At 67.9% G+C, this 19909-nt stretch carries 17 protein-coding genes; 12 read left to right on the top strand and 5 right to left on the bottom strand.

The genetic code is table 11. The features are described 5' to 3' along the window. Positions 1 to 2: 2 nt before the first annotated feature. Both rarD and CV103_RS15430 read left to right on the top strand, forming a co-directional pair. Positions 3 to 923, top strand: a complete 921-nt coding sequence (rarD, locus tag CV103_RS15435) for an EamA family transporter RarD (protein ID WP_107395450.1) — start codon at positions 3 to 5, stop codon at positions 921 to 923. Between the two features lie 55 nt (positions 924 to 978). Continuing rightward, entirely contained in the window at positions 979 to 1410 is a 432-nt protein-coding gene (locus tag CV103_RS15430; protein ID WP_107395449.1) for an ExbD/TolR family protein, read from the top strand. Positions 1411 to 1564: 154 nt separating this feature from the next. Here the strand turns inward: CV103_RS15430 and CV103_RS15425 are convergent, their stop codons facing one another. Then, positions 1565 to 1735: a DUF1674 domain-containing protein gene (locus tag CV103_RS15425; RefSeq protein WP_070934319.1), complete on the bottom strand. Its 171-nt coding sequence runs from the start codon at positions 1733 to 1735 to the stop codon at positions 1565 to 1567. A 67-nt stretch (positions 1736 to 1802) separates the two neighbouring features. Between CV103_RS15425 and htpX the strand changes: the two genes are divergently transcribed. Next, positions 1803 to 2738 (top strand): zinc metalloprotease HtpX, encoded by a 936-nt coding sequence (gene htpX / locus CV103_RS15420; protein ID WP_015457540.1) that lies wholly within the window; start codon positions 1803 to 1805, stop codon positions 2736 to 2738. Positions 2739 to 2813: 75 nt separating this feature from the next. Further along, positions 2814 to 4082, top strand: a complete 1269-nt coding sequence (locus tag CV103_RS15415) for an RsmB/NOP family class I SAM-dependent RNA methyltransferase (protein ID WP_107395448.1) — start codon at positions 2814 to 2816, stop codon at positions 4080 to 4082. Positions 4083 to 4093: 11 nt separating this feature from the next. Here the strand turns inward: CV103_RS15415 and CV103_RS15410 are convergent, their stop codons facing one another. After that, positions 4094 to 4912 (bottom strand): ATP-binding protein, encoded by an 819-nt coding sequence (locus tag CV103_RS15410; RefSeq protein WP_107395447.1) that lies wholly within the window; start codon positions 4910 to 4912, stop codon positions 4094 to 4096. Between the two features lie 119 nt (positions 4913 to 5031). Between CV103_RS15410 and CV103_RS15405 the strand changes: the two genes are divergently transcribed. From CV103_RS15405 to lpdA, 7 genes are all read left to right on the top strand, one after another. Further along, positions 5032 to 6348 (top strand): amidohydrolase, encoded by a 1317-nt coding sequence (locus CV103_RS15405; protein ID WP_015457537.1) that lies wholly within the window; start codon positions 5032 to 5034, stop codon positions 6346 to 6348. A 78-nt stretch (positions 6349 to 6426) separates the two neighbouring features. Continuing rightward, positions 6427 to 8409 (top strand): DNA topoisomerase IV subunit B, encoded by a 1983-nt coding sequence (gene parE, locus CV103_RS15400; RefSeq protein ID WP_015457536.1) that lies wholly within the window; start codon positions 6427 to 6429, stop codon positions 8407 to 8409. Between the two features lie 348 nt (positions 8410 to 8757). Beyond that, a complete protein-coding gene (mdh, locus tag CV103_RS15395; protein WP_015457535.1) occupies positions 8758 to 9720 on the top strand; it encodes a malate dehydrogenase in 963 nt (320 codons plus the stop codon). Between the two features lie 36 nt (positions 9721 to 9756). After that, a complete protein-coding gene (gene sucD / locus CV103_RS15390) occupies positions 9757 to 10641 on the top strand; it encodes a succinate--CoA ligase subunit alpha (protein ID WP_015457534.1) in 885 nt (294 codons plus the stop codon). A 214-nt stretch (positions 10642 to 10855) separates the two neighbouring features. Continuing rightward, positions 10856 to 13768 (top strand): 2-oxoglutarate dehydrogenase E1 component, encoded by a 2913-nt coding sequence (locus CV103_RS15385; RefSeq protein ID WP_107395476.1) that lies wholly within the window; start codon positions 10856 to 10858, stop codon positions 13766 to 13768. Positions 13769 to 13771: 3 nt separating this feature from the next. Then, positions 13772 to 15034, top strand: coding sequence for a 2-oxoglutarate dehydrogenase complex dihydrolipoyllysine-residue succinyltransferase (gene odhB, locus CV103_RS15380; RefSeq protein ID WP_015457532.1), 1263 nt, complete (start codon positions 13772 to 13774; stop codon positions 15032 to 15034). 105 nt (positions 15035 to 15139) lie between these two features. Beyond that, entirely contained in the window at positions 15140 to 16534 is a 1395-nt protein-coding gene (gene lpdA, locus CV103_RS15375; RefSeq protein WP_107395446.1) for a dihydrolipoyl dehydrogenase, read from the top strand. A gap of 219 nt (positions 16535 to 16753) precedes the next feature. Here the strand turns inward: lpdA and cobS are convergent, their stop codons facing one another. The 3 genes from cobS to cobT are packed head-to-tail and all read right to left on the bottom strand — an operon-like array spanning position 16754 to position 19031. Further along, complete coding sequence (gene cobS / locus CV103_RS15370; RefSeq protein WP_070935941.1) at positions 16754 to 17470, bottom strand: adenosylcobinamide-GDP ribazoletransferase; 717 nt, start codon at positions 17468 to 17470, stop codon at positions 16754 to 16756. 2 nt (positions 17471 to 17472) lie between these two features. Then, positions 17473 to 18027: a histidine phosphatase family protein gene (locus tag CV103_RS15365; protein ID WP_107395445.1), complete on the bottom strand. Its 555-nt coding sequence runs from the start codon at positions 18025 to 18027 to the stop codon at positions 17473 to 17475. Next, positions 18024 to 19031, bottom strand: a complete 1008-nt coding sequence (gene cobT, locus CV103_RS15360) for a nicotinate-nucleotide--dimethylbenzimidazole phosphoribosyltransferase (protein WP_107395444.1) — start codon at positions 19029 to 19031, stop codon at positions 18024 to 18026. Before cobT ends, CV103_RS15365 begins: the two co-directional genes overlap by 4 nt. A 201-nt stretch (positions 19032 to 19232) precedes the next feature. On the opposite strand from cobT, the gene CV103_RS15355 reads away from it, so the two are divergent. Further along, positions 19233 to 19901, top strand: a complete 669-nt coding sequence (locus CV103_RS15355; RefSeq protein ID WP_084653236.1) for a protein-L-isoaspartate O-methyltransferase family protein — start codon at positions 19233 to 19235, stop codon at positions 19899 to 19901. The last annotated feature ends 8 nt before the right edge of the window (positions 19902 to 19909 follow it).

The raw sequence follows: 19909 nt of genomic DNA, 5'->3' as shown, positions 1-19909 counted from the left end.
TCATGAGCCGGCAATCTCCCTCCGCATCCCAGGATGAAGCCCGCAGCGGCGTGCTCCTGGCCTTATCGGCCTATCTGATCTGGGGGCTGCTGCCGCTCTACCTGAAGCAGATCATGCATGTGCCGCCGGTGCAGATCGTCGCGCACCGCACCGTCTGGTCCTTCGTGCTGGTCGCGATCATCGTCCTCGCCTTCGGCCGGCTGAAGGGCATCCGCGCGGCGCTGCGCACGCGCGGCACCTTCGGCCTGCTGATGGTCAGCGCCACGCTGATCGCGCTCAACTGGCTGTTCTACACCTGGGCGATCCTGCACGAACATGTGCTGGAGGCGAGCCTCGGCTATTTCATCAACCCGCTGGTCAATGTCGCGCTCGGCATGATCTTCCTCAAGGAAAGGCTGCGGCCGGTGCAATGGCTGGCGGTGGGGCTGGCGGGCGCGGGCGTCATCGTCATGGCGGTGGCGCAGGGCGGGGCGGTGTGGATATCGCTCGCCCTCGCGATCACCTTCGGGCTCTACGGCCTTGTCCGCAAGGTGGTGGCGATCGATGCGCTGGGTGGCCTCGCCGTGGAGACGACCCTGCTCGCGCCGGTCGCGCTCGGCTGGCTCATGTGGTGCGCGCATACGGGGGAGGGCGCCTTCGGCGTGGATCGCGATACCGATCTGCTGCTGATCGCCGGCGGCCTGCTCACCACCACGCCCTTGCTGCTGTTCGCGGCGGCGGCGCGGCGGATGCGCTACACGGCGATGGGGCTGATCCAGTATCTCACGCCCACGCTGGTCTTCTTCCAGGGCATATTGCTGTTCGGGGAGCCGCTGACGACGGTCCACATCATCACCTTCGGGCTGATCTGGGCGGGGCTTGCCGTCTATGTCGCCGATATGCTCCGCGCGCATCGCGCCATGCCCGTTACGCTGCCGGAATAGGCTTTCCTCGGCGATTGGTTATGATATCCTGTATCCTCCAGAAAAGGAGGATGCCATGGCCCGTTCCCGCTATCGTCCGATTCCCTTCACCGATCCCCGCCCGATGGTGGAGATGAACACCACGCCGCTGATCGACGTGCTGCTCGTCCTCCTCATCATGATGATCCTCACGGTGCCCGTGGTGACGCACAAGGTCGCGATCGATCTGCCGGGCGACGGGCGGCGGGATGCCGCGCCGCCGCCGGTGCATCGCCTGGATATCGCGGCTTCGGGCGCGCTTTCCTGGGATGGGGCGCCGGTGGCGGTTGCGGCCTTGCCCGCGCGGCTGGCGGGCCACCGCGCCGATCCGGCCGGACCCATCCTCCATGTCCGCGCCGATGGGGAGGCGCCCTACGGCGTCGTCGATCAGACGCTGGCCGCGATCAAGCGGGCGCGGATCGACCGGATCGGGCTGGTCGACAATGCGCGCTATGCCGGGCTCGACTGATCGGGCCTCGCGGATGCAATGGCCCTGTAACATCGCCGAGTCATAAGATGCCTGCACGCTTCCGGAGCCGCGTTTCCGACCCCTAGGGCGGCTCCCCCTCCCGGACGCGCGGCGGCCCCTACCCCCGAACCGCCGCGCGTCCCCCTGGAGGTCCCTAGAAATCCACCGCTATGCCTTTGCTTTCCCAGTCGCCGTAGCGGACGGGATCGTGGCCGCGCGCCTCCGCCTCCTCCGGGTCGGGTACATATTCGGCCGGCTCCGGCACGGGCGGGCTGGGCGAAAGATGAGCGGGCGGCTTCACATGGGGCGGGCGCTTGCCGGACATGGCGTTGGTTCCGATTGAAGATTGCGGGGCTGCGCCCCACATTGCGCTCTGGAGGTAGAAGCGCAAGATGAACGGTATGAAGACGACCATGCTGCTCGCGGCGATGACCGCGCTGTTCATGGGCCTGGGTTATGCGATCGGCGGTTCGGGCGGGGCGATCATCGCCCTTCTGGTGGCGGGGGGCATGAACCTCTTCACCTTCTGGAATGCGGACAAGATCGTGCTGCGCATGCACGATGCGCGCGAAGTGAACGCCGGCAACTGCCCCGAATTCGTCGGGCTGGTGCAGGGCCTCGCGCGGCGCGCGGGCCTGCCGATGCCGAAGGTCTACATCATCGATTCGCCGCACCCCAACGCCTTCGCCACCGGCCGGAACCCGGAAAATGCCGCCGTCGCCGCGACGACGGGCCTGCTCGCCATCCTCGATCGCGACGAGATCGAAGGGGTGATGGCGCATGAGCTGGCCCATGTGCGCAACCGCGATACCCTGATCATGACGATGACGGCCACGATCGCCGGTGCGATATCGATGATCGCGAATTTCGGCCTGTTCTTCGGCGGCCATGGCGAAAACCGGCCGAACATGCTCGTCACGCTCGCCGCCGTCATCATGGCGCCCTTTGCGGCCATGATCGTCCAGATGGCGATCAGCCGCACCCGCGAATATGGCGCGGACCGGGGCGGGGCCGAGATTTCCGGCAAGCCGCGCGCGCTGGCTTCCGCGCTCGCCAAGCTGGCCAAGGGCGCGGCCCGCATCCCCAATCCGGTGGTGGACCGCAACCCGGCGGCCGCCCAGCTCTATATCGTGCCGGCGCTGTCGGGCAGGGGCGGGGACAATCTCTTCTCCACCCACCCGGATACCGGCAACCGCATCGCCCGGCTGGATGCGATCGCGGCGGAAATGGGCGATCTGCCCCGCCAGCGGCCGGCCGCGCCGCGCGTCGCCTCGGTGCCCGCTTCGCGCCGCCGCGCCAGCGCGCTCGATCCCAACGGGCGCCGCTGATCCGCCTGGCGCGCGATTTCCGCCCGGCCTGGAAATGCTCTATGGCCGCGCGGAAACGACCGATGGGAAGATGATTTGAGCGATAACGAACCCGCCGGCGTCGCCGCGCGCCGCGCCGCGATGCGCCTGCTCGATGCCGTGCTGCGGCAGGGCCTGCCGCTGGAAGCGGCGCTGGGCAATGCCACGGCGGGCATCGACCGCGCGGACGATCGCGCCTTCGCCCGCGCCATCGCGGCGGAAGTGCTGCGCCGCCTGCCCGATCTCGATGCCCTGATCGATTCCCACACGGCCAAGAAGCTTCCCCACGATGCCAAGGCCCGCTTCGCGCTGCGCATCGCGCTCGCCCAGGCGCTGGCGCTCGGCACGCCGCCCCATGCCGCCATCGCCACCGTGCTGCCGCTGATGGATGGCGGCCCGCGCCGGCTGGTTCATGGCGTGTTCGGCGCGGCGATGCGGGCCGGCGCCACGCTGCCGGGTCAGCCCGCGCTCCCGCGTCCGGTGGAGAAGCGCTGGCGCAAGGCCTGGAAGCAGGACATGGTCGATGCCGCCCGCGCTGCGATCGCCGCGCCGCCGCCGGTCGATCTCACGCTCCGCGATCCCGCCGCCACCGCCGAATGGACGGAACGGCTGGGCGGCGTCAGCCTCGCCCCCGGCCATGTCCGCCTGGCCCGTGGCGGCGCGATCGCCGATCTGCCGGGCTTCGCGGATGGACAATGGTGGGTGCAGGATATCGCCGCCTCGCTGCCCGCGCGGGTGGCGGGCGCGGGGGAGGGGCGCAGCGCGCTCGATCTCTGCGCCGCGCCCGGCGGCAAGACGATGCAGCTCGCCGCCGCCGGCTGGCAGGTTACGGCGACGGACCTGTCCGCGCCCAGGCTGGAACGGCTCCGCGAAAATCTCGCCCGCACCGGCCTTGCCGCCGAGGTCCGGCAGGCGGACGTGATGGCGGAGGAGCCGCGCCCGGTTTTCGATGCGGTGCTGCTCGATGCGCCCTGCTCGGCCACCGGCATCTTCCGCCGCCATCCCGATGTGCTCCACCGCGCCACCGATCGCGCCATCGCCGGCTTCGCCGAACAGCAGGCGGCGATGCTCCGCCAGGCGGCCGGCTGGGTGAAGCCGGGCGGCACGCTGATCTATGCCGTCTGCTCGCTGGAACCCGCCGAAGGCGAGATGGTGGCCGATGGCTTCGCGGCCGAACAGGGCTTCACCCGCGATCCGATCCGGCCCGAGGAACTGCCCGAAGGCATCGTGCCGGGCGGCGCGGGCCGCGTCCGCGTGCTGCCCGGCGCGCTGGCGGAGCAGGGCGGCGCGGACGGCTTCTTCGTGGCGCGGTTCCGGCGAGGGTGACGCTGGCGGCCTTAAACCGATTTCCCCGCCCGCCCGGCCAGCTCCACCACATATTGCCAGGCGATGCGGCCCGATCGGCCGCCGCGCTGCGTCGCCCAGGCGATGGCGTCCTGCGGTTCGAATGTCAGCCCCAGCTTCGCCGCATAGCCTGAAACCATCGCGACATAGGTATCCTGGTCGCACACATGGAAGCCCAGGCTGAGGCCGAAGCGGTCGGCCAGCGCCATGCGATCGTCCACCACGTCGCGCGGGTTGATCGGGCTGTCCTGCTCCCGCATGTCGCGGTGGACGATGTGGCGGCGGTTGGAGGTGACGTAGAGCCGCGCATTGGCCGGCCGCGCCTCCGCGCCGCCTTCCAGCAGCGATCGCAGGATGCGGGGCGCGTCGCTCCCTTCCTCGAAGCCCAGATCGTCGATGAACAGCACATAGGCGCGCGGCACGTCCGCGATGCGGGCGAACAGGCGCGGCAGCGTGCCGATCGCGTCGCCCGCGACCTCGATCAGCGCGATATCCAGCGCTTCCTGCTGGAGGGTGCCGACGCTCGCCTTCACCAGCGCGGATTTGCCCGCCCCGCGCGATCCCCACAGCAGCACGTCGTGCGCGGCATGGCCGTGCGCCAGCCGGCGGCTGTTCTCGATCAGCGCGGTCTTCTGTGGGTCGATCCCGGTCAGCAGGTCGAGCGCGATCGGCCTGAACGCGCGGGTCGGCTGCAGCGCCCCCATGTGCCACACATAGGCCGGATGCGCGGCGGGATCGCCATCGGGCGGCGGCGGCGGCGCGATCCGTTCCAGCGCGGCGGCGATGCGGGCAAGGGCTTCACTGTCGGTCACGGGCGTCCTCCGCTACGGTCCGGGCGGCCATAACCGACTGTGGCGCAAGATTGAATCCCTTTCCCTCGGATAACCTTCCTGCCAGAAAAACCGCCGGATACTGAATTTTCGGAGTCGCCATGAAGAAAGCGCTGCCCGCCCTGGCCCTGATCGGCCTTCTTTCCACCCCCGCGGCGGCCGACACGCTGTCCGATGCGGTGCGCGCCGACATGCCGTCGCTGCTCACCATCTATCGCGATCTGCACGCCAATCCGGAACTGAGCTTCCAGGAGGTGAAGAGCGCGGCGAAGCTCGCGGCCGAGGCGAAGAAGGCCGGCTTCGAGGTGACGACCGGCGTCGGCAAGACGGGCGTCGTCGCGGTGATGAAGAACGGCCCCGGCCCGGTCGTGCTGCTCCGCGCCGATATGGACGCGCTTCCCCTCGTCGAGCAGACGGGCGTGCCCTATGCCAGCAAGGTGAAGGCGCTCACCCGCGAGGGCGCCGAAACCGGCGTGATGCACGCCTGCGGCCACGATACGCACATGACGGCCTGGATCGCCACCGCCCGGCGGATGGCGGCGATGAAGGATCAGTGGTCCGGCACGCTCGTCATGGTCGGCCAGCCGGCGGAGGAGATCGGCTCCGGCGCCAAGGCGATGCTGGACGACGGGCTCTATACCCGCTTTCCCAAGCCCTCCACCGTCATCGCCTTCCATGATTCGGCCGCGCTGCCGGCCGGCGTGATCGGCTATGCCGATGGCTATACGATGGCCAATGTCGACACCGTCGACCTGACGGTGAAGGGCATCGGCGGCCACGGCGCCTATCCCCAGCTTGCCAAGGACCCGATCGTGCTGGCCGCCCGCATCGTCACCGCGCTGCAGACGCTGGTCTCGCGGGAGATCGATCCGCTGGAATCGGGCGTGGTCACGGTCGGCAGCTTCATCGGCGGCACCAAGCACAACATCATCCCGGATGAGGTGAAGCTGCAGCTCACGGTCCGCAGCTACACGCCGGAAGTGCGCAAGACCCTGCTGGACGGCATCATCCGCATCGCCAAAGGCGAGGCGATCGCCGCCGGCATGCCGGAGGATCGCATGCCGGTGATGGCGCTGAAGGACGGCATCACGCCCGCCACCTTCAACACCCAGCCGCTCACCAACACCATCACCACCGCCTTCGCCGATCGTTTCGGCAAGGATCGCGTCCGCCTGCTCCGCGCGCAGATGGGGGGCGAGGATTTCAGCCAGTTCTACCTGGCGGACAAGGATAATATCCAGTCGCTGCTCTTCTGGGTGGGCGGCGTATCGAAGGCGAGCTGGGACAAGGCCGGCGGCGACGTGACCAAGCTCCCCTCGATCCACAGCCCCTTCTGGGCGCCCGATCCCGACATCACCATCTCCACCGCCACCGAAGCGATGGTGACGGCGGCCCTGACGGCGCTGGGGAAGAAGTGAGGCATAAGGGGGTGGTGTCGCTCCCCGCCATGCGCGGGGGGCTGGCGGCCGGCGAATCCACCCCCTATACGTTCCGCCATGGCTGACGATCTCTTCGCTTCCACTCCCTCCACCAGCTCCGGAAATTACGATGCCTCGGCGATCGAGGTGCTGGAAGGGCTGGAGCCGGTTCGCCGTCGCCCCGGCATGTATATCGGCGGCACGGACGAGCGCGCCTTCCATCACCTCGCCGCCGAGGTGCTGGACAATGCGATGGACGAGGCCGTCGCCGGCCATGCGACGCGGATCGAGGTGACGCTGGCGGCCGGCAACCGCATCACCATCGCCGATAACGGCCGGGGCATCCCGGTCGATCCGCATCCGAAATTTCCGGGCAAGTCGGCGCTGGAGGTGATCCTCACCACGCTCCATTCCGGCGGCAAGTTCAGCGACAAGGCCTATGCCACCTCGGGCGGCCTGCACGGCGTGGGCGTCAGCGTCGTCAACGCGCTGTCGGTGGATACGGTGATCGAGGTCGCCCGCAATCGGGAGCTTTTCCGCCAGACCTTCTCCAAGGGGCATCCGACCTCGAAGCTGGAAACCGTGGGCGCCGCCCCCAACCGGCGCGGCACCAGCGTGTCCTTCACGCCGGACCCGGAGATATTCGGCCCGGCCGCCCATTTCCGGCCCGGCCGGCTCTATCGGCTCGCCCGGTCCAAGGCCTATCTCTATGCCGGGGTTGAGATACGCTGGCGCTGCGATCCCTCGCTGATCGGGGACGATACGCCGGCCGAGGCCGTCTTCCAGTTTCCCGGCGGGCTGGCCGATCACTTGCAGGAACAGATTGCCGGCCGCGAGTGCGCGACCGCGAATTTCTTTTCGGGCAAGCAGGATTTCCCGAACGCGCAAGGATCGGTGGAATGGGCGGTCGCCTGGCCGCTCTGGTCCGAAGGCAGCTATTCCTATTATTGCAACACCATCCCCACGCCCGATGGCGGCACCCATGAAAACGGCCTGCGCGCCGGGCTGGTGAAGGGGATGCGCGCCTTCGCCGAGCTGGTCGGCCAGAAGAAGGCGAAGGACCTGACGGCGGACGACGTGATGACCGGATCGGAGCTGATGCTCTCCGTCTTCATCCGCGATCCGCAGTTCCAGAGCCAGACGAAGGACCGGCTGACCAGCCCCGAGGCCGCCGGCCTCGTGGAGAAGGCGATCCGCGACCATTTCGATCATTTCCTCGCGGACAATATGGAACGCGGCAAGGCGCTGCTCGCCTTCGTGCTGGATCGGATGGACGAACGCCTGCGCCGCAAGGCCGAACGCGAGGTCAAGCGCAAGACGGCGACGGCCGGGCGCAAGCTGCGCCTGCCGGGCAAGCTCACCGATTGCGCGAACGACGATCCCGCCGGCACCGAATTGTTCATCGTCGAAGGCGATTCGGCCGGCGGATCGGCCAAGCAGGCGCGCGATCGCAAGACGCAGGCGATCCTGCCGATCCGGGGCAAGATATTGAACGTGGCCTCGGCCTCGTCCGCCAAGATCCTCGCCAATCAGGAAATCGCCGATCTCATCCAGGCGCTGGGCTGCGGCGTGCGCGACAAGTGCAATCCCGATCTGCTGCGCTACGAGCGCATCGTGGTGATGAGCGACGCCGACGTCGACGGAGCCCATATCGCCACGCTGCTGATGACCTTCTTCTTCCAGGAAATGCCGGAAGTCGTGCGGCGCGGGCATCTCTATCTCGCCCAGCCGCCGCTCTACCGGATCGTGGCCGGCGCCAAGAGCGCCTACGCCCGCGACGATGCGCACCGCGCCGAGCTGGAGGCGACCGAGTTCAAGGGCAAGAAGGTCGAGGTCAGCCGCTTCAAGGGCCTGGGCGAGATGAACCCCCAGCAGCTTCGCGAAACGACGATGGACCCGGCGAAGCGCAGCCTGATCCGCGTCGTCCTGCCGCAGGAATATGAGGAGCGGCAGAGCGTGCGCGATCTGGTCGACCGGCTGATGGGCAAGAATCCCGAGCACCGCTTCGCCTTCATCCAGGCCAATGCCGCCCAGTTCGACGAGGAAGCGATCGACGCCTGAGGCGCCCCTGCCATCCTTTCCCGCTACCCTGAAGGGAAAGGCGGGACATGGCGGCCCAGCCGGCCAAGGACATTTCTTGTCCTCAAGGGCGGGTGAAGCGTCGCCTTGATGCGAAGGATGGAAACGATCGATAGGCCATCGTTTCCTGTTGCCCTGATATGGTCCCGGATCGGGCCGGACGACATCAATGGAAAGCGGTGATGGCAGCAGCCGCAACAAAAACTGTCCCGAATGGCGCCGCGGGCGGTTGCCCCGTGCGTCCCATGGGTCTAAGCGGACGCCGTTTCACGGGCGGACGCTCGCCGCGGCCGCCTTCCTAAGCCAACTCGAACCCTTGAAGGCACGCGCATGTCCAGGAAGAAGATCGCGCTTATCGGCGCAGGCAATATCGGCGGCACGCTCGCTCATCTCGCGGCGATCAAGGAACTGGGCGACATCGTCCTGTTCGACGTCGTCGAGGGCGTTCCCCAGGGCAAGGCGCTCGATCTCAGCCAGTGCGGTCCCATCGAGGGTTTCGACGCGAAGATCACCGGCACGAACGACTATGCCGATATCGCGGGCGCGGACGTCATCATCGTCACCGCCGGCGTCGCCCGCAAGCCGGGCATGAGCCGCGATGACCTGCTGGGCATCAACCTCAAGGTCATGAAGGCCGTGGGCGAGGGCATCAAGGCCAATGCGCCGGATGCGTTCGTGATCTGCATCACCAACCCGCTGGACGCGATGGTGTGGGCGCTGCGCGAATTCTCCGGCCTGCCGCACAACAAGGTGGTCGGCATGGCCGGCGTGCTCGATTCGGCGCGCTTCAGCCACTTCCTTGCCGAGGAATTCCAGGTCTCCGTTCGCGACGTGAACAGCTTCGTGCTCGGCGGCCATGGCGACACCATGGTGCCGGTGGTCGAATATTCCACCGTCGCGGGCATCCCGATCCCCGACCTGATCGAGCAGGGCCGTTCCACCAAGGAGCGCATCGACGCGATCGTGCAGCGCACCCGCTCGGGCGGCGGCGAGATCGTCGGCCTGCTCAAGACCGGATCGGCTTATTATGCGCCGGCCACCAGCGGCATCGCGATGGCCGAGGCCTATCTGAACGATCAGAAGCGCCTGCTGCCCTGCGCCGCCTATGTCGAAGGCAAGTACGGCGTGGACGGCCTCTATGTCGGCGTGCCGGTGGTGATCGGCGCCGGCGGCGTCGAGCAGATCGTCGAGATCAAGCTCGATGACGAGGCGAAGGCCAACCTCCAGGTCTCCGTCGATGCGGTCAAGGAACTGCTGGTCGCCTGCAAGGGCATCGATCCGAGCCTCGCTTAATCTTTCCGCTTCCCCAGCAAAGGGCGAACAAAACCGATGTCGATTCTCGTCAACAAGAACACCAAGGTCATCACCCAGGGGATGACCGGCAACACCGGCAGCTTCCATACGGAACAGGCGCTGGCCTATGGCACGCAGATGGTGGCGGGCGTCACCCCCGGCAAGGGCGGCACCACCCATCTCGGCCTGCCCAATTATGACACGGTTCACGAGGCCGTCGCCGCCACCGGCGCCGATGCCAGCGTGATCTACGTTCCGCCGCCCTTCGCCGCGGATTCGATCCTGGAGGCGATCGACGCGGAAGTGCCGCTGATCGTCTGCATCACCGAGGGCATTCCGGTGCTGGACATGGTGCGCGTGAAGCGTGCGCTCCAGGGTTCCAAGTCGCGCCTGATCGGCCCGAACTGCCCCGGCGTTCTCACCCCGAACGAATGCAAGATCGGCATCATGCCCGGCTCGATCTTCCGCCAGGGTTCGGTGGGTGTTGTCTCGCGCTCCGGCACGCTTACCTATGAAGCCGTGTTCCAGACCTCCAACGCCGGCCTCGGCCAGACCACCGCTGTCGGTATCGGCGGCGATCCGGTGAACGGCACCAACTTCATCGACGTGCTCGAGCTGTTCCTGGCCGATGAAGCGACGAAATCGATCATCATGATCGGGGAAATTGGCGGTTCGGCCGAGGAAGAAGCCGCGCAATTCCTGCGGGATGAGGCTAAGAAGGGCCGCAAGAAGCCGATGGTCGGCTTCATCGCCGGCCGCACGGCGCCTCCGGGCCGCCGCATGGGCCATGCCGGCGCGATCGTCTCCGGTGGCCAGGGCGGCGCCGAGGACAAGATCGCGGCGATGGAAGCGGCGGGCATCCGCGTCGCGGCCAGCCCGTCGGAGCTGGGCACGACGCTGGTGGAGGTCCTGAAGGGCTGAAGCGGGCGATCTTCCGCCTCCCCGTGGGAAAGGGAGGCGAAAGGTGCTGGACAATAAAGTGGGGCGGGAAGCGGTTTGGCGGGACTGCTTTCCGTCCTAAATACTGTGAACAAGTCGGCGCATCCGCTGCCGGCATCGTGTAAAAGCCACTGGCCGGTGCGTTCGGCGCCGGTGCGTGCAAACCAAGGCGCGGCATCCGCGCAAGGACGGCAAAATGGGTATCGAGGGTCTGGGTTTCGACGAGTTGGAGGGAGTTAGTCCTTCCTTCGTGGAGGCGCTGTACCGGCGCTTCGAGGCCGATCCGGCATCGGTCGAACCGAGCTGGCGGACATATTTCGAAGGCTTGGCGGCGACGGTTTCTTCCCCCTCCTGGGCGCGATCGAACTGGCCCCCCACCGATACCGATGCGCTGACCGCCGGCCTCGACCCCACCCAGTCGGCCCTGCCGCCCAAGCCCGCCAAGGGCGGCGCCCCCGTTCCGGCCGCATCCGCCCCGGCCAAGCCGTCCATCTCGTCCGAGGATATCGTTGCCGCCGCCTCCGACTCGATCCGCGCGGTGATGCTGATCCGCTCCTATCGGGTGCGCGGCCATCTGGGCGCCGATCTCGATCCGCTGGGCCTTTCCAAGCGCGATCTGCCCGCCGATCTGACGCCGGAATTCCACGGCTTCTTCGGCGCGGACCTCGATCGTCCGATCTACCTCGGCGGCACGCTGGGGCTGGAGCGCGGCACGATCCGCGAGGTCGTGGCGATCCTCCAGCGCAATTATTGCGGCCATGTCGGCCTCGAATATATGCACATCTCCGACATTGAGGAGCGCCGCTTCCTGCAGGAGCGGATGGAAGGCCGCGACAAGGAGATCCAGTTCACCGAGCTGGGCAAGAAGGCCATCCTTTCCAAGGTGATCCACGCCGAGCAGTGGGAGAAGTTCCTGGGCCGCAAATATGTCGGCACCAAGCGCTTCGGCCTCGACGGCGGCGAATCCATGGTGCCGGCGCTGGAAAGCGTCATCAAATATAGCGGCGCCGGCGGCGTGCGCGAGGTGGTGATCGGCATGGCCCATCGCGGCCGCCTGAACGTCCTCGCGAACGTGATGGAAAAGCCCTATCGCGCCATCTTCAGCGAATTCGCCGGCGGTTCCGCCAATCCGGAGGATGTCGGCGGATCGGGCGACGTGAAATATCACCTCGGCACCTCCACCGACCGCGAGTTCGACGGCAATCTCGTCCACCTGAGCCTCGCGCCCAACCCCTCGCACCTCGAGGCGGTCGATCCCGTGGTGCTGGGCAAGGCGCGCGCCAAGCAGACCAAGCTCGACGATCTCGAGCGCGGCAAGGTGGTGCCGATCCTGCTCCATGGCGACGCGGCCTTTGCGGGCCAGGGCATCATCATGGAATGCTTCGGCTTTTCGGGCCTCGCCGGCTATAATACCGGCGGCACGATCCATTTCGTCATCAACAACCAGGTCGGCTTCACCACCAGCCCGCAATTCGCGCGCTCCTCGCCCTATCCGTCGGATATCGCGAAGATGGTGCAGGCGCCGATCATCCATGTGAACGGCGACGATCCCGAAGCCGTCACCTTCGCCTGCAAGCTGGCCACCGAATTCCGCGTCGCCTTCAAGCGCGACGTGGTGATCGACATGTGGTGCTATCGCCGCTTCGGCCACAATGAGAGCGACGAGCCCGGCTTCACCCAGCCGCTGATGTATGATGCGATCCGCAAGCATCCGCCGGTGTCCGAGCTCTACGCCGCCCGGCTGAAGGCGGAAGGCGTGATCGATCAGGCCTGGCTCGACAGCCAGGTCGAGGAATTCGTCAAGATGCTCGAGGGCGAGTTCGATGCCGCCAAGGGCTTCCGCGTCAACAAGGCGGACTGGTTCGAGGGCGACTGGAGCGGCTTCGCCGCCCCGCGCGAGGCGATCACCGAGCGCCGTGCCGCCAATACCGGCATCAGCCGCGAGACGCTGGACCGCGTGGCCGGCGTGCTGACGACCGTCCCGGAAGGCTTCAACATCCACAAGACGTTGAACCGCATCCTCGATGCCAAGAAGGCGATGTTCGAGACGGGCGAAGGCTTCGACTGGGCGACCGGCGAGGCGCTGGCCTTCGGTTCGCTGCTGGTGGAAGGCTATCCGGTCCGCCTGTCGGGCCAGGATTCGGGCCGCGGCACCTTCAGCCAGCGCCATGCGGCCTGGACGGACCAGAAGGACGGGCACAAATATGTCCCGCTCTCCACGCTCGACCGCCGCTTCCAGGTGCTGGACAGCCCGCTCAGCGAGTTCGGCGTGCTCGGCTTCGAATATGGCTATGCCTCCACCGCGCCCAACACGCTGGTGCTGTGGGAAGCGCAGTTCGGCGATTTCGCCAATGGCGCGCAGGTGATGATCGACCAGTTCATCGCCGCGGGCGAGGCGAAGTGGCTGCGCGCCAACGGCCTCGTCATGCTGCTGCCGCACGGCTATGAAGGGCAGGGGCCGGAGCACAGCTCCGCCCGCCTGGAACGCTATCTGCAGCTTTGCGCGGAAGATAATATGCAGGTGTGCAACATCACGACGCCGGCCAATTACTTCCACGTGCTGCGCCGGCAGATGCACCGCAATTTCCGCAAGCCGCTGATCATCATGACGCCGAAGTCGCTGCTCCGCCACAAGGCGGCGGTGTCGACGATCGACGAATTCATGGGCGACAGCCACTTCAAGCGCATCCTTTCCGATCCGAACGCACCGGCGGACCAGGATGTGAAGCGCGTCGTGCTCTGCTCGGGCAAGGTCTTCTACGACCTCGCCGAGGCGCGCGACGCCGCGGGCGACAAGAACACCACGATCATCCGGATCGAGCAGATCTATCCGTTCCCGGCCGAGGCGCTCGTCAAGCGGCTGGCGCGGATGCCCAATCTCGAAACGGTGGTGTGGGCCCAGGAAGAACCCAAGAATAACGGGGCATGGTTCTTCGTCGAACCGATCCTGGAGGAGTGTCTGAAGGAAGCGGGCGTCGGCCCGGTCCGCGCGATCTACGCGGGCCGCAAGGCATCCGCGGCGACGGCCACCGGCCTCGCACGCAAGCATGTGGAACAGCAGGCGGCGCTCGTTGCGGAAGCGCTTGGCCATGAAGTGAAGGCGAACTGAGACATGGCGACCGAAGTCAAGGTGCCCACGCTGGGCGAATCCATCACCGAAGCGACGCTCGGCCAGTGGCTGAAGGCGCCGGGCGAGGCGGTGAAGGCCGATGAGCCGATCGCCAGCCTCGAAACCGATAAGGTTGCGGTGGAAGTCAATTCGCCGGTCGATGGCGTGATGGGCGAGCAGGTGGTGGCCGAGGGCGATACCGTCCTCGTCGATGCCGTGATCGCGATCATCAACGAAGGCGCCGCCGCTTCGACCGCGGCCACCCCGGCCGTGGCCGATCGCAACGCCGTGGGCCAGGCCGAGGCCGCCGCCCCGGCGGAGCCGGCCTCCGCGCCGGTCGAGGAGGATGACGGCGATCCCAAGACGCTGTCGCCCGCCGTTCGCCGCGTCGTGCTGGAATACGGGCTCGATCCTTCGAAGATCAAGGGCACCGGCAAGGACGGCCGCCTGACGAAGGACGACGTGCTTCTCGCCGCCAAGACGCAGAAGCCGGCGGCGGCGCCCGCCGCTGCGGCGCCCGCGCCCGCCGTCTCGGCCCCGGCCGCCAGCTTCGCCGTTTCCGGCGAGCGCAAGGAAGAGCGCGTGCGCATGACGCGCCTGCGCAAGACGGTCGCCGCTCGCCTCAAGGACGCGCAGAACACCGCCGCGATGCTCACCACCTATAACGACGTCGACATGACGGCCGTTATCGATGCGCGCAACCGCTACAAGGACCTGTTCGAGAAGAAGCACGGCATCCGCCTCGGCTTCATGAGCTTCTTCGCCAAGGCGGCGGTGCTGGCGGCGCGCGACGTGCCGGCGGTCAACGCCTCGATCGAGGGCGATGAGATCGTCTATCGCGATTATGTCGATATCTCGGTCGCGGTCTCGGCCCCGCAGGGCCTGGTCGTGCCGGTGGTGCGCGATGCCGACAAGCTGAGCTTCGCCGGCATCGAGAAGACGATCGCCGATTTCGGCCGGCGCGCCAAGGACGGCACGCTGAAGATGGAGGAGATGAAGGGCGGCACCTTCACCATCTCCAACGGCGGCGTGTTCGGATCGCTCCTGTCCAGCCCGATCATCAACCCGCCGCAGTCGGCGGTGCTGGGCCTGCACCGCATCGAGGAACGCCCGGTCGTCCGCGACGGCCAGATCGTCGCGCGCCCGATGATGTATCTGGCGCTCAGCTACGATCACCGCCTGATCGACGGTCGCGAAGCGGTCACCTTCCTCGTCCGCATCAAGGAAGCGATCGAGGATCCGACCCGCCTCCTCATCGACCTCTGATCCTTGCCCCTTTGACCGTCATTCCCGCGCAGGCGGGAATCCATATCGCCGCCTTTCTGGGCTATATGGACCCCCGCTCCGGCGGGGGTGACGAGGAGAAAACGAATGTCCGATTATGATTTCGACGTTCTCGTCATCGGTTCCGGCCCGGGCGGCTATGTCGCCGCGATCCGCGCCGCGCAGCTCGGCCTGAAGACGGCCTGCGCGGAAAGCCGCGAAACGCTGGGCGGCACCTGCCTCAACGTCGGCTGCATCCCCTCCAAGGCGCTGCTCCACTCCTCGCACCTCTATGAGGAAGCCCATTCGGGCGCGCTCGCCAAGTTCGGCGTGAAGATCGACGGCGCCAGCCTCGATCTCGATGCCATGCACGGCCAGCGGCTGAAGGCCGTGAAGGGCCTGACCGGCGGCATCGAATTCCTGTTCAAGAAGAACAAGGTGGAATGGCTGAAGGGCCGCGCCGCCTTCACCGGCAAGGATACGGTGGAAGTCGCCGGCAAGACCTACCGGGCGAAGAACATCGTCATCGCCACCGGATCGTCCGTCACCCCGCTGCCGGGCGTCACGGTCGATAACGAGGTGATCGTCGATTCCACCGGCGCGCTGGAACTGGCCAAGGTGCCGGGCCACATGGTCGTCATCGGCGGCGGCGTGATCGGCCTGGAGCTGGGATCGGTGTGGCGCCGCCTCGGCGCGCAGGTCACCGTCGTCGAATATCTCGACCAGATCCTGCCGGGCATGGATGGCGAAGTCCGCAAGGAAGCCGCCAAGCTGTTCAAGAAGCAGGGCTTCGACATCAAGACCTCGACCAAGGTCACCAAGGTCGAGCGCAAGGGCGACGGCGCCGTGCTGACGGTGGAGCCCGCCGCGGGCGGCGAAGCGCAGACGATCGAGGCGGACGTCGTCCTGGTCGCCATCGGCCGCCGCCCCAACACCGACGGGCTGGCGCTCGACAAGGCGGGGCTTGCCGTCAACCAGCGCGGCCAGGTCGATATCGACCATGATTTCGCCACCGCCGTTCCCGGCATCTGGGCGATCGGCGATGTCGTCCCCGGCCCGATGCTCGCGCACAAGGCCGAGGATGAAGGCATTGCCGTGGCCGAGAATATCGCGGGCCTCACCGGCATCGTGAACCATGACGTGATTCCGTCGGTCGTCTACACCAGCCCGGAAATCGCCGGCGTCGGCCTCACCGAGGAACAGGCGAAGGAACGCGGCGAGGTGAAGGTCGGCAAGTTCCCGATGCTCGCCAACAGCCGCGCCAAGACGATCGACGACACGGCCGGCTTCGTGAAGGTGATCGCGGACGCCAAGAGCGATCGCGTGCTCGGCGTGTGGATCGTCGCGTCGGTCGCCGGCACGATGATCGCGCAGGCGGCGCAGGCGATGGAATTCGGCGCCACGTCCGAAGATATCGCCTACACCTGCCACGCGCACCCGACCCACCCCGAGGCGCTCAAGGAAGCGGCGATGGCGGTGCAGGGGCTGCCGATCCACATCTGACGAAGCGGCGGGGAGCCGGCCCGGTGCTGGCTCCCTGTCGTCCTTCTCGCTCAACCCCTCGTCATTCCGCGAAGGCGGGAGCCCTAGGCCAGCGTAGCTAATCCATGGATGCGGCTGGCCCGATTGAGCCGATAGCTCCCGACACAATGGCTTCCCGCCTGCGCGGGAATGACGAGGTTGGAGAAGGGTGGCGGGATCAGCGCCCGACCTCGCGCCGCCTCATCCCGCCGCCACCAGCAGGGCGGCGAGCAAACCGGTTTCCACCAGCTCTATTCCCGCGCCGTGGCAGTCGCCGCTGGCGCCGCCCAGCCGCCAGCGCAGCCACAGGCCCCAGCCGGCCACCAGCGGCAGCGCCATCGCCAGCGGCGGGAACAGGGCGAAGGCGGCCAGCGCCGCGATCGACCAGATCAGGATGTCCGCCGGGCGCACCGCCCAGGCGAATCGCTCGGCCAGGCCGCTGCCCAGCGGGGGCAGCCAGCGGGTCCAGGCGAGCGGGCCGATCCGCGCCAGCGCCGGCACCAGCAGCAGCGGCCACGGCCCGATCCGGCTGGCGAGCAATGCCAGCAGCACCAGCTTCGCCGCGCATTGCAGGATCAGCGCGATCGCGCCGAAGCTGCCGACATGCGGGTCCTTCATCACCGCCAGCAGCCGTTCGGGATCGCGGTGGCTTGCGCCCAGCGCGTCGGCAAGGTCGCCCAGCCCGTCGAGGTGGAGCGCGCCCGTCACCAGCACCCAGGCGACGAGGCCGGCGAGGCCGGCGGCCCAGGGGTCGATCCGTGCCCCCAGCCACCAGGCGCCCGCCACGATCGCGCCCACCAGCAGGCCCACGGCGGGAAACCAGCGGATCGCGGCCGCCATCTCGGCAGGGTCGAAATCCCGGATCTGCGGTGTCGGGATGCGCGTCAGGAACTGGATGGCGATGATCGGCCCGCGCAACATCAGCAAAGCCCCACGATCTGGCCCTGCGGCCGTTCGCCCGGCCATATGCGGATCGAAAGCAGCGCCGCGTAAGGAAGGTCCAGCGCCCATGTCTGCCGCTGGTCGAACCCGCACAAACAGGAAACCGCAGCCCGCATCGCGCCGCCATGGGTGACGACCAGCGTGTCGACGGGATCGAGCGCCCCGATCGCTGCCGCCACGCGCGCCACCAGTGCCGACCAGCTTTCGCCCCCCGGCGGCGGATCGCGATCGGGGTCCGCCCAGAATGCCGCCATCGCCGCGGGATCGATCTCCACCGTGGTCAGGCCATCCCAATCCCCAAAATCCAGTTCCCGCCAGCGCGGATCGACGATCGCGCCGCGATCGATCGCCATCGCCGTATCGCGGCATCGGACCAGATCGGAACTGACCAGCCGGTCGAACGGCAGCCCCTCCACCTGTTCCCGGCAGGCGGCGATGCCTTCGGACGTCGCCGCGCAGTCGGTGCGGCCCAGCAGCCGGCCGGGCAGGGCCGGCGCGCCGTGGCGCAGCAGATGGAGCAGGAAGCCCGTCACCCGCTGCCGATCCCGGCTTCGGCGAAGGTCGCCATTCCGCCATGGGCGGCGAGCGCGGAGCGGATGATGTTGATCGCCACCGCCGCGCCACTGCCTTCCCCCAGCCGCATGTCGAGCGAGAGGAGGGGCGAGAGGCCGATCCGGTCGAGCAGGCGCCGGTGGCCGGGCTCCGCCGAAACATGCCCGGCGACGATATGGTCGACGATGGCCGGCTGGCTCGCGGCGATGGGCGCGATGGCGGCGGTGGCGATGAAGCCGTCCATCGCCACTGGCACCCGCGCCAGCCGCGCGGCCACCACCGCGCCCGCGATCGCGGCCAGTTCCCGTCCGCCCAGCCGGCGCAGCGTCTCGAACGGAGAGGTGAGGGCGCCGCGATGGAACGCCAGCGCCGCATCGATCACGGCGGCTTTCCGGGCAAGGCCGGCCGCGTCGACGCCGGTGCCGGGGCCGGCCCAATCCACGGCCTCGCCACCGAAGCTGGCGGCGCAGAGCGCGGCGGCGGCGGTGGAGTTGGCGATGCCCATCTCCCCCACCGCCAGCAGGTCGATCCCGGCCTCCGCCACGGCCGCGCCGGCATTCAGCGCGGCGAGGCATTCCGCCTCCGTCATCGCCGCCGCCATGGTGAAATCGGCGGTCGGCCGGTCGAGATCGATCGGCACCACGACGAGCTCGGCGCCGGCCGCGGCGGACAAGGCGTTGATCGCCGCCCCGCCGCGCGCGAAATTCTCCACCATCTGCGCGGTGACGGACGCCGGAAACGCGCTCACCCCGCGCGCCGCAACCCCATGGTTGCCCGCGAAGACCGCCACGCGCGCGCGCCCTATTTCCGGCCGCTCGCGCCCCTGCCAGCCGGCGATCAGGATCGCCAGATCTTCCAGCCGACCCAGCGAGCCCGGCGGTTTGGTAAGCTGCGCCTGCCGCGCGGCGGCGGCGGATCGCGCGCCGGAATCGGGAGACGGCAAGGCGGAAAGGGCGGCGGAGAAATCGGCGGCGCTCGCGAACATGCCTGCGGCCATAAAGGCTGGCGCCGGCCTGTCCAGCCCGTCGCCCCGCCGCCGATGGCCCGTCCTCGCGCCTTCCGGATGGAAAATTTTTGTCGAAGATGGTTGCATGTCTGCCGAACATGGGCCGTAAGCCGCTTGGCGACACAAAAGGGGCAGGCTAGAAGCGCTTGTCGTCTTTAGTGTATTGCATGCGTAAGACAGTTGTGCGACGAGGCAGAAGTGACCGAGCAGAATTTTGAATCGATGCGCGAAGCGATGGTTTCGAACCAGCTCCGCACCACCGCCGTCAACGACGTGCGCGTGGTCGACGCGATGCGCGCCGTTCCGCGGGAGGCGTTCGTTCCCGCAAATCGGGCCGAGGTCGCCTATGTCGATACGCTGGTGCCGCTGGGCGGCGGGCGTTCGCTGAATTCGCCGATGGCGACCGGGCGGCTGCTGACCGAGGCCCAGCCGCGCGCCACCGATCGCGCGCTGATCGTCGGATCGGCCACCGGCTATGCCGCGGCGCTGCTGTCCGGCCTCGTGGCGCATGTCGTGGCCCTGGAGGAGGACGTGGCGCTGGTGACGGCTGCCCGCTCCGCCGGCCTGCCCGCGAATGTCGAGCTGGTGCAGGGGCCGCTGGCGGCCGGATGGGCGCAGGGCGCGCCTTATGACCTGATCCTTGTGGACGGCGCGATCGAGACGCTGCCACAGGCGCTGGTCGATCAGCTTGGCGAGGAAGGCCGGCTGGCCGCCGCCGTCGTGGAACGCGGCGTCAGCCGCCTTTCGGTCGGCCGCAAGGTGGGTGGCGCCTTCGGCCTCGTGGCCTTTGCGGATGCCGAGGCGGCGCCCTTGCCGGGCTTTGCGAAGCCGGCTGTTTTCAAATTCTGACATAAGCG

Origin of the sequence: Edaphosphingomonas fennica (genome assembly GCF_003034225.1) — a bacterium.
GTDB classification, from domain to species: Bacteria; Pseudomonadota; Alphaproteobacteria; order Sphingomonadales; family Sphingomonadaceae; genus Sphingomonas_E; species Sphingomonas_E fennica.
This window is presented reverse-complemented; position numbering and strand designations above follow the sequence as displayed.

Coding starts and splice junctions, on each gene's coding strand:
- rarD (WP_107395450.1), top strand. CDS start 3: ATGAGCCGGCAATCTCCCTCCGCATCCCAGGATGAAGCCCGCAGCGGC.
- CV103_RS15430 (WP_107395449.1), top strand. CDS start 979: ATGGCCCGTTCCCGCTATCGTCCGATTCCCTTCACCGATCCCCGCCCG.
- CV103_RS15425 (WP_070934319.1), bottom strand. CDS start 1,735: ATGTCCGGCAAGCGCCCGCCCCATGTGAAGCCGCCCGCTCATCTTTCG.
- htpX (WP_015457540.1), top strand. CDS start 1,803: ATGAACGGTATGAAGACGACCATGCTGCTCGCGGCGATGACCGCGCTG.
- CV103_RS15405 (WP_015457537.1), top strand. CDS start 5,032: ATGAAGAAAGCGCTGCCCGCCCTGGCCCTGATCGGCCTTCTTTCCACC.
- parE (WP_015457536.1), top strand. CDS start 6,427: ATGGCTGACGATCTCTTCGCTTCCACTCCCTCCACCAGCTCCGGAAAT.
- mdh (WP_015457535.1), top strand. CDS start 8,758: ATGTCCAGGAAGAAGATCGCGCTTATCGGCGCAGGCAATATCGGCGGC.
- sucD (WP_015457534.1), top strand. CDS start 9,757: ATGTCGATTCTCGTCAACAAGAACACCAAGGTCATCACCCAGGGGATG.
- CV103_RS15385 (WP_107395476.1), top strand. CDS start 10,856: ATGGGTATCGAGGGTCTGGGTTTCGACGAGTTGGAGGGAGTTAGTCCT.
- odhB (WP_015457532.1), top strand. CDS start 13,772: ATGGCGACCGAAGTCAAGGTGCCCACGCTGGGCGAATCCATCACCGAA.
- lpdA (WP_107395446.1), top strand. CDS start 15,140: ATGTCCGATTATGATTTCGACGTTCTCGTCATCGGTTCCGGCCCGGGC.
- cobT (WP_107395444.1), bottom strand. CDS start 19,031: ATGTTCGCGAGCGCCGCCGATTTCTCCGCCGCCCTTTCCGCCTTGCCG.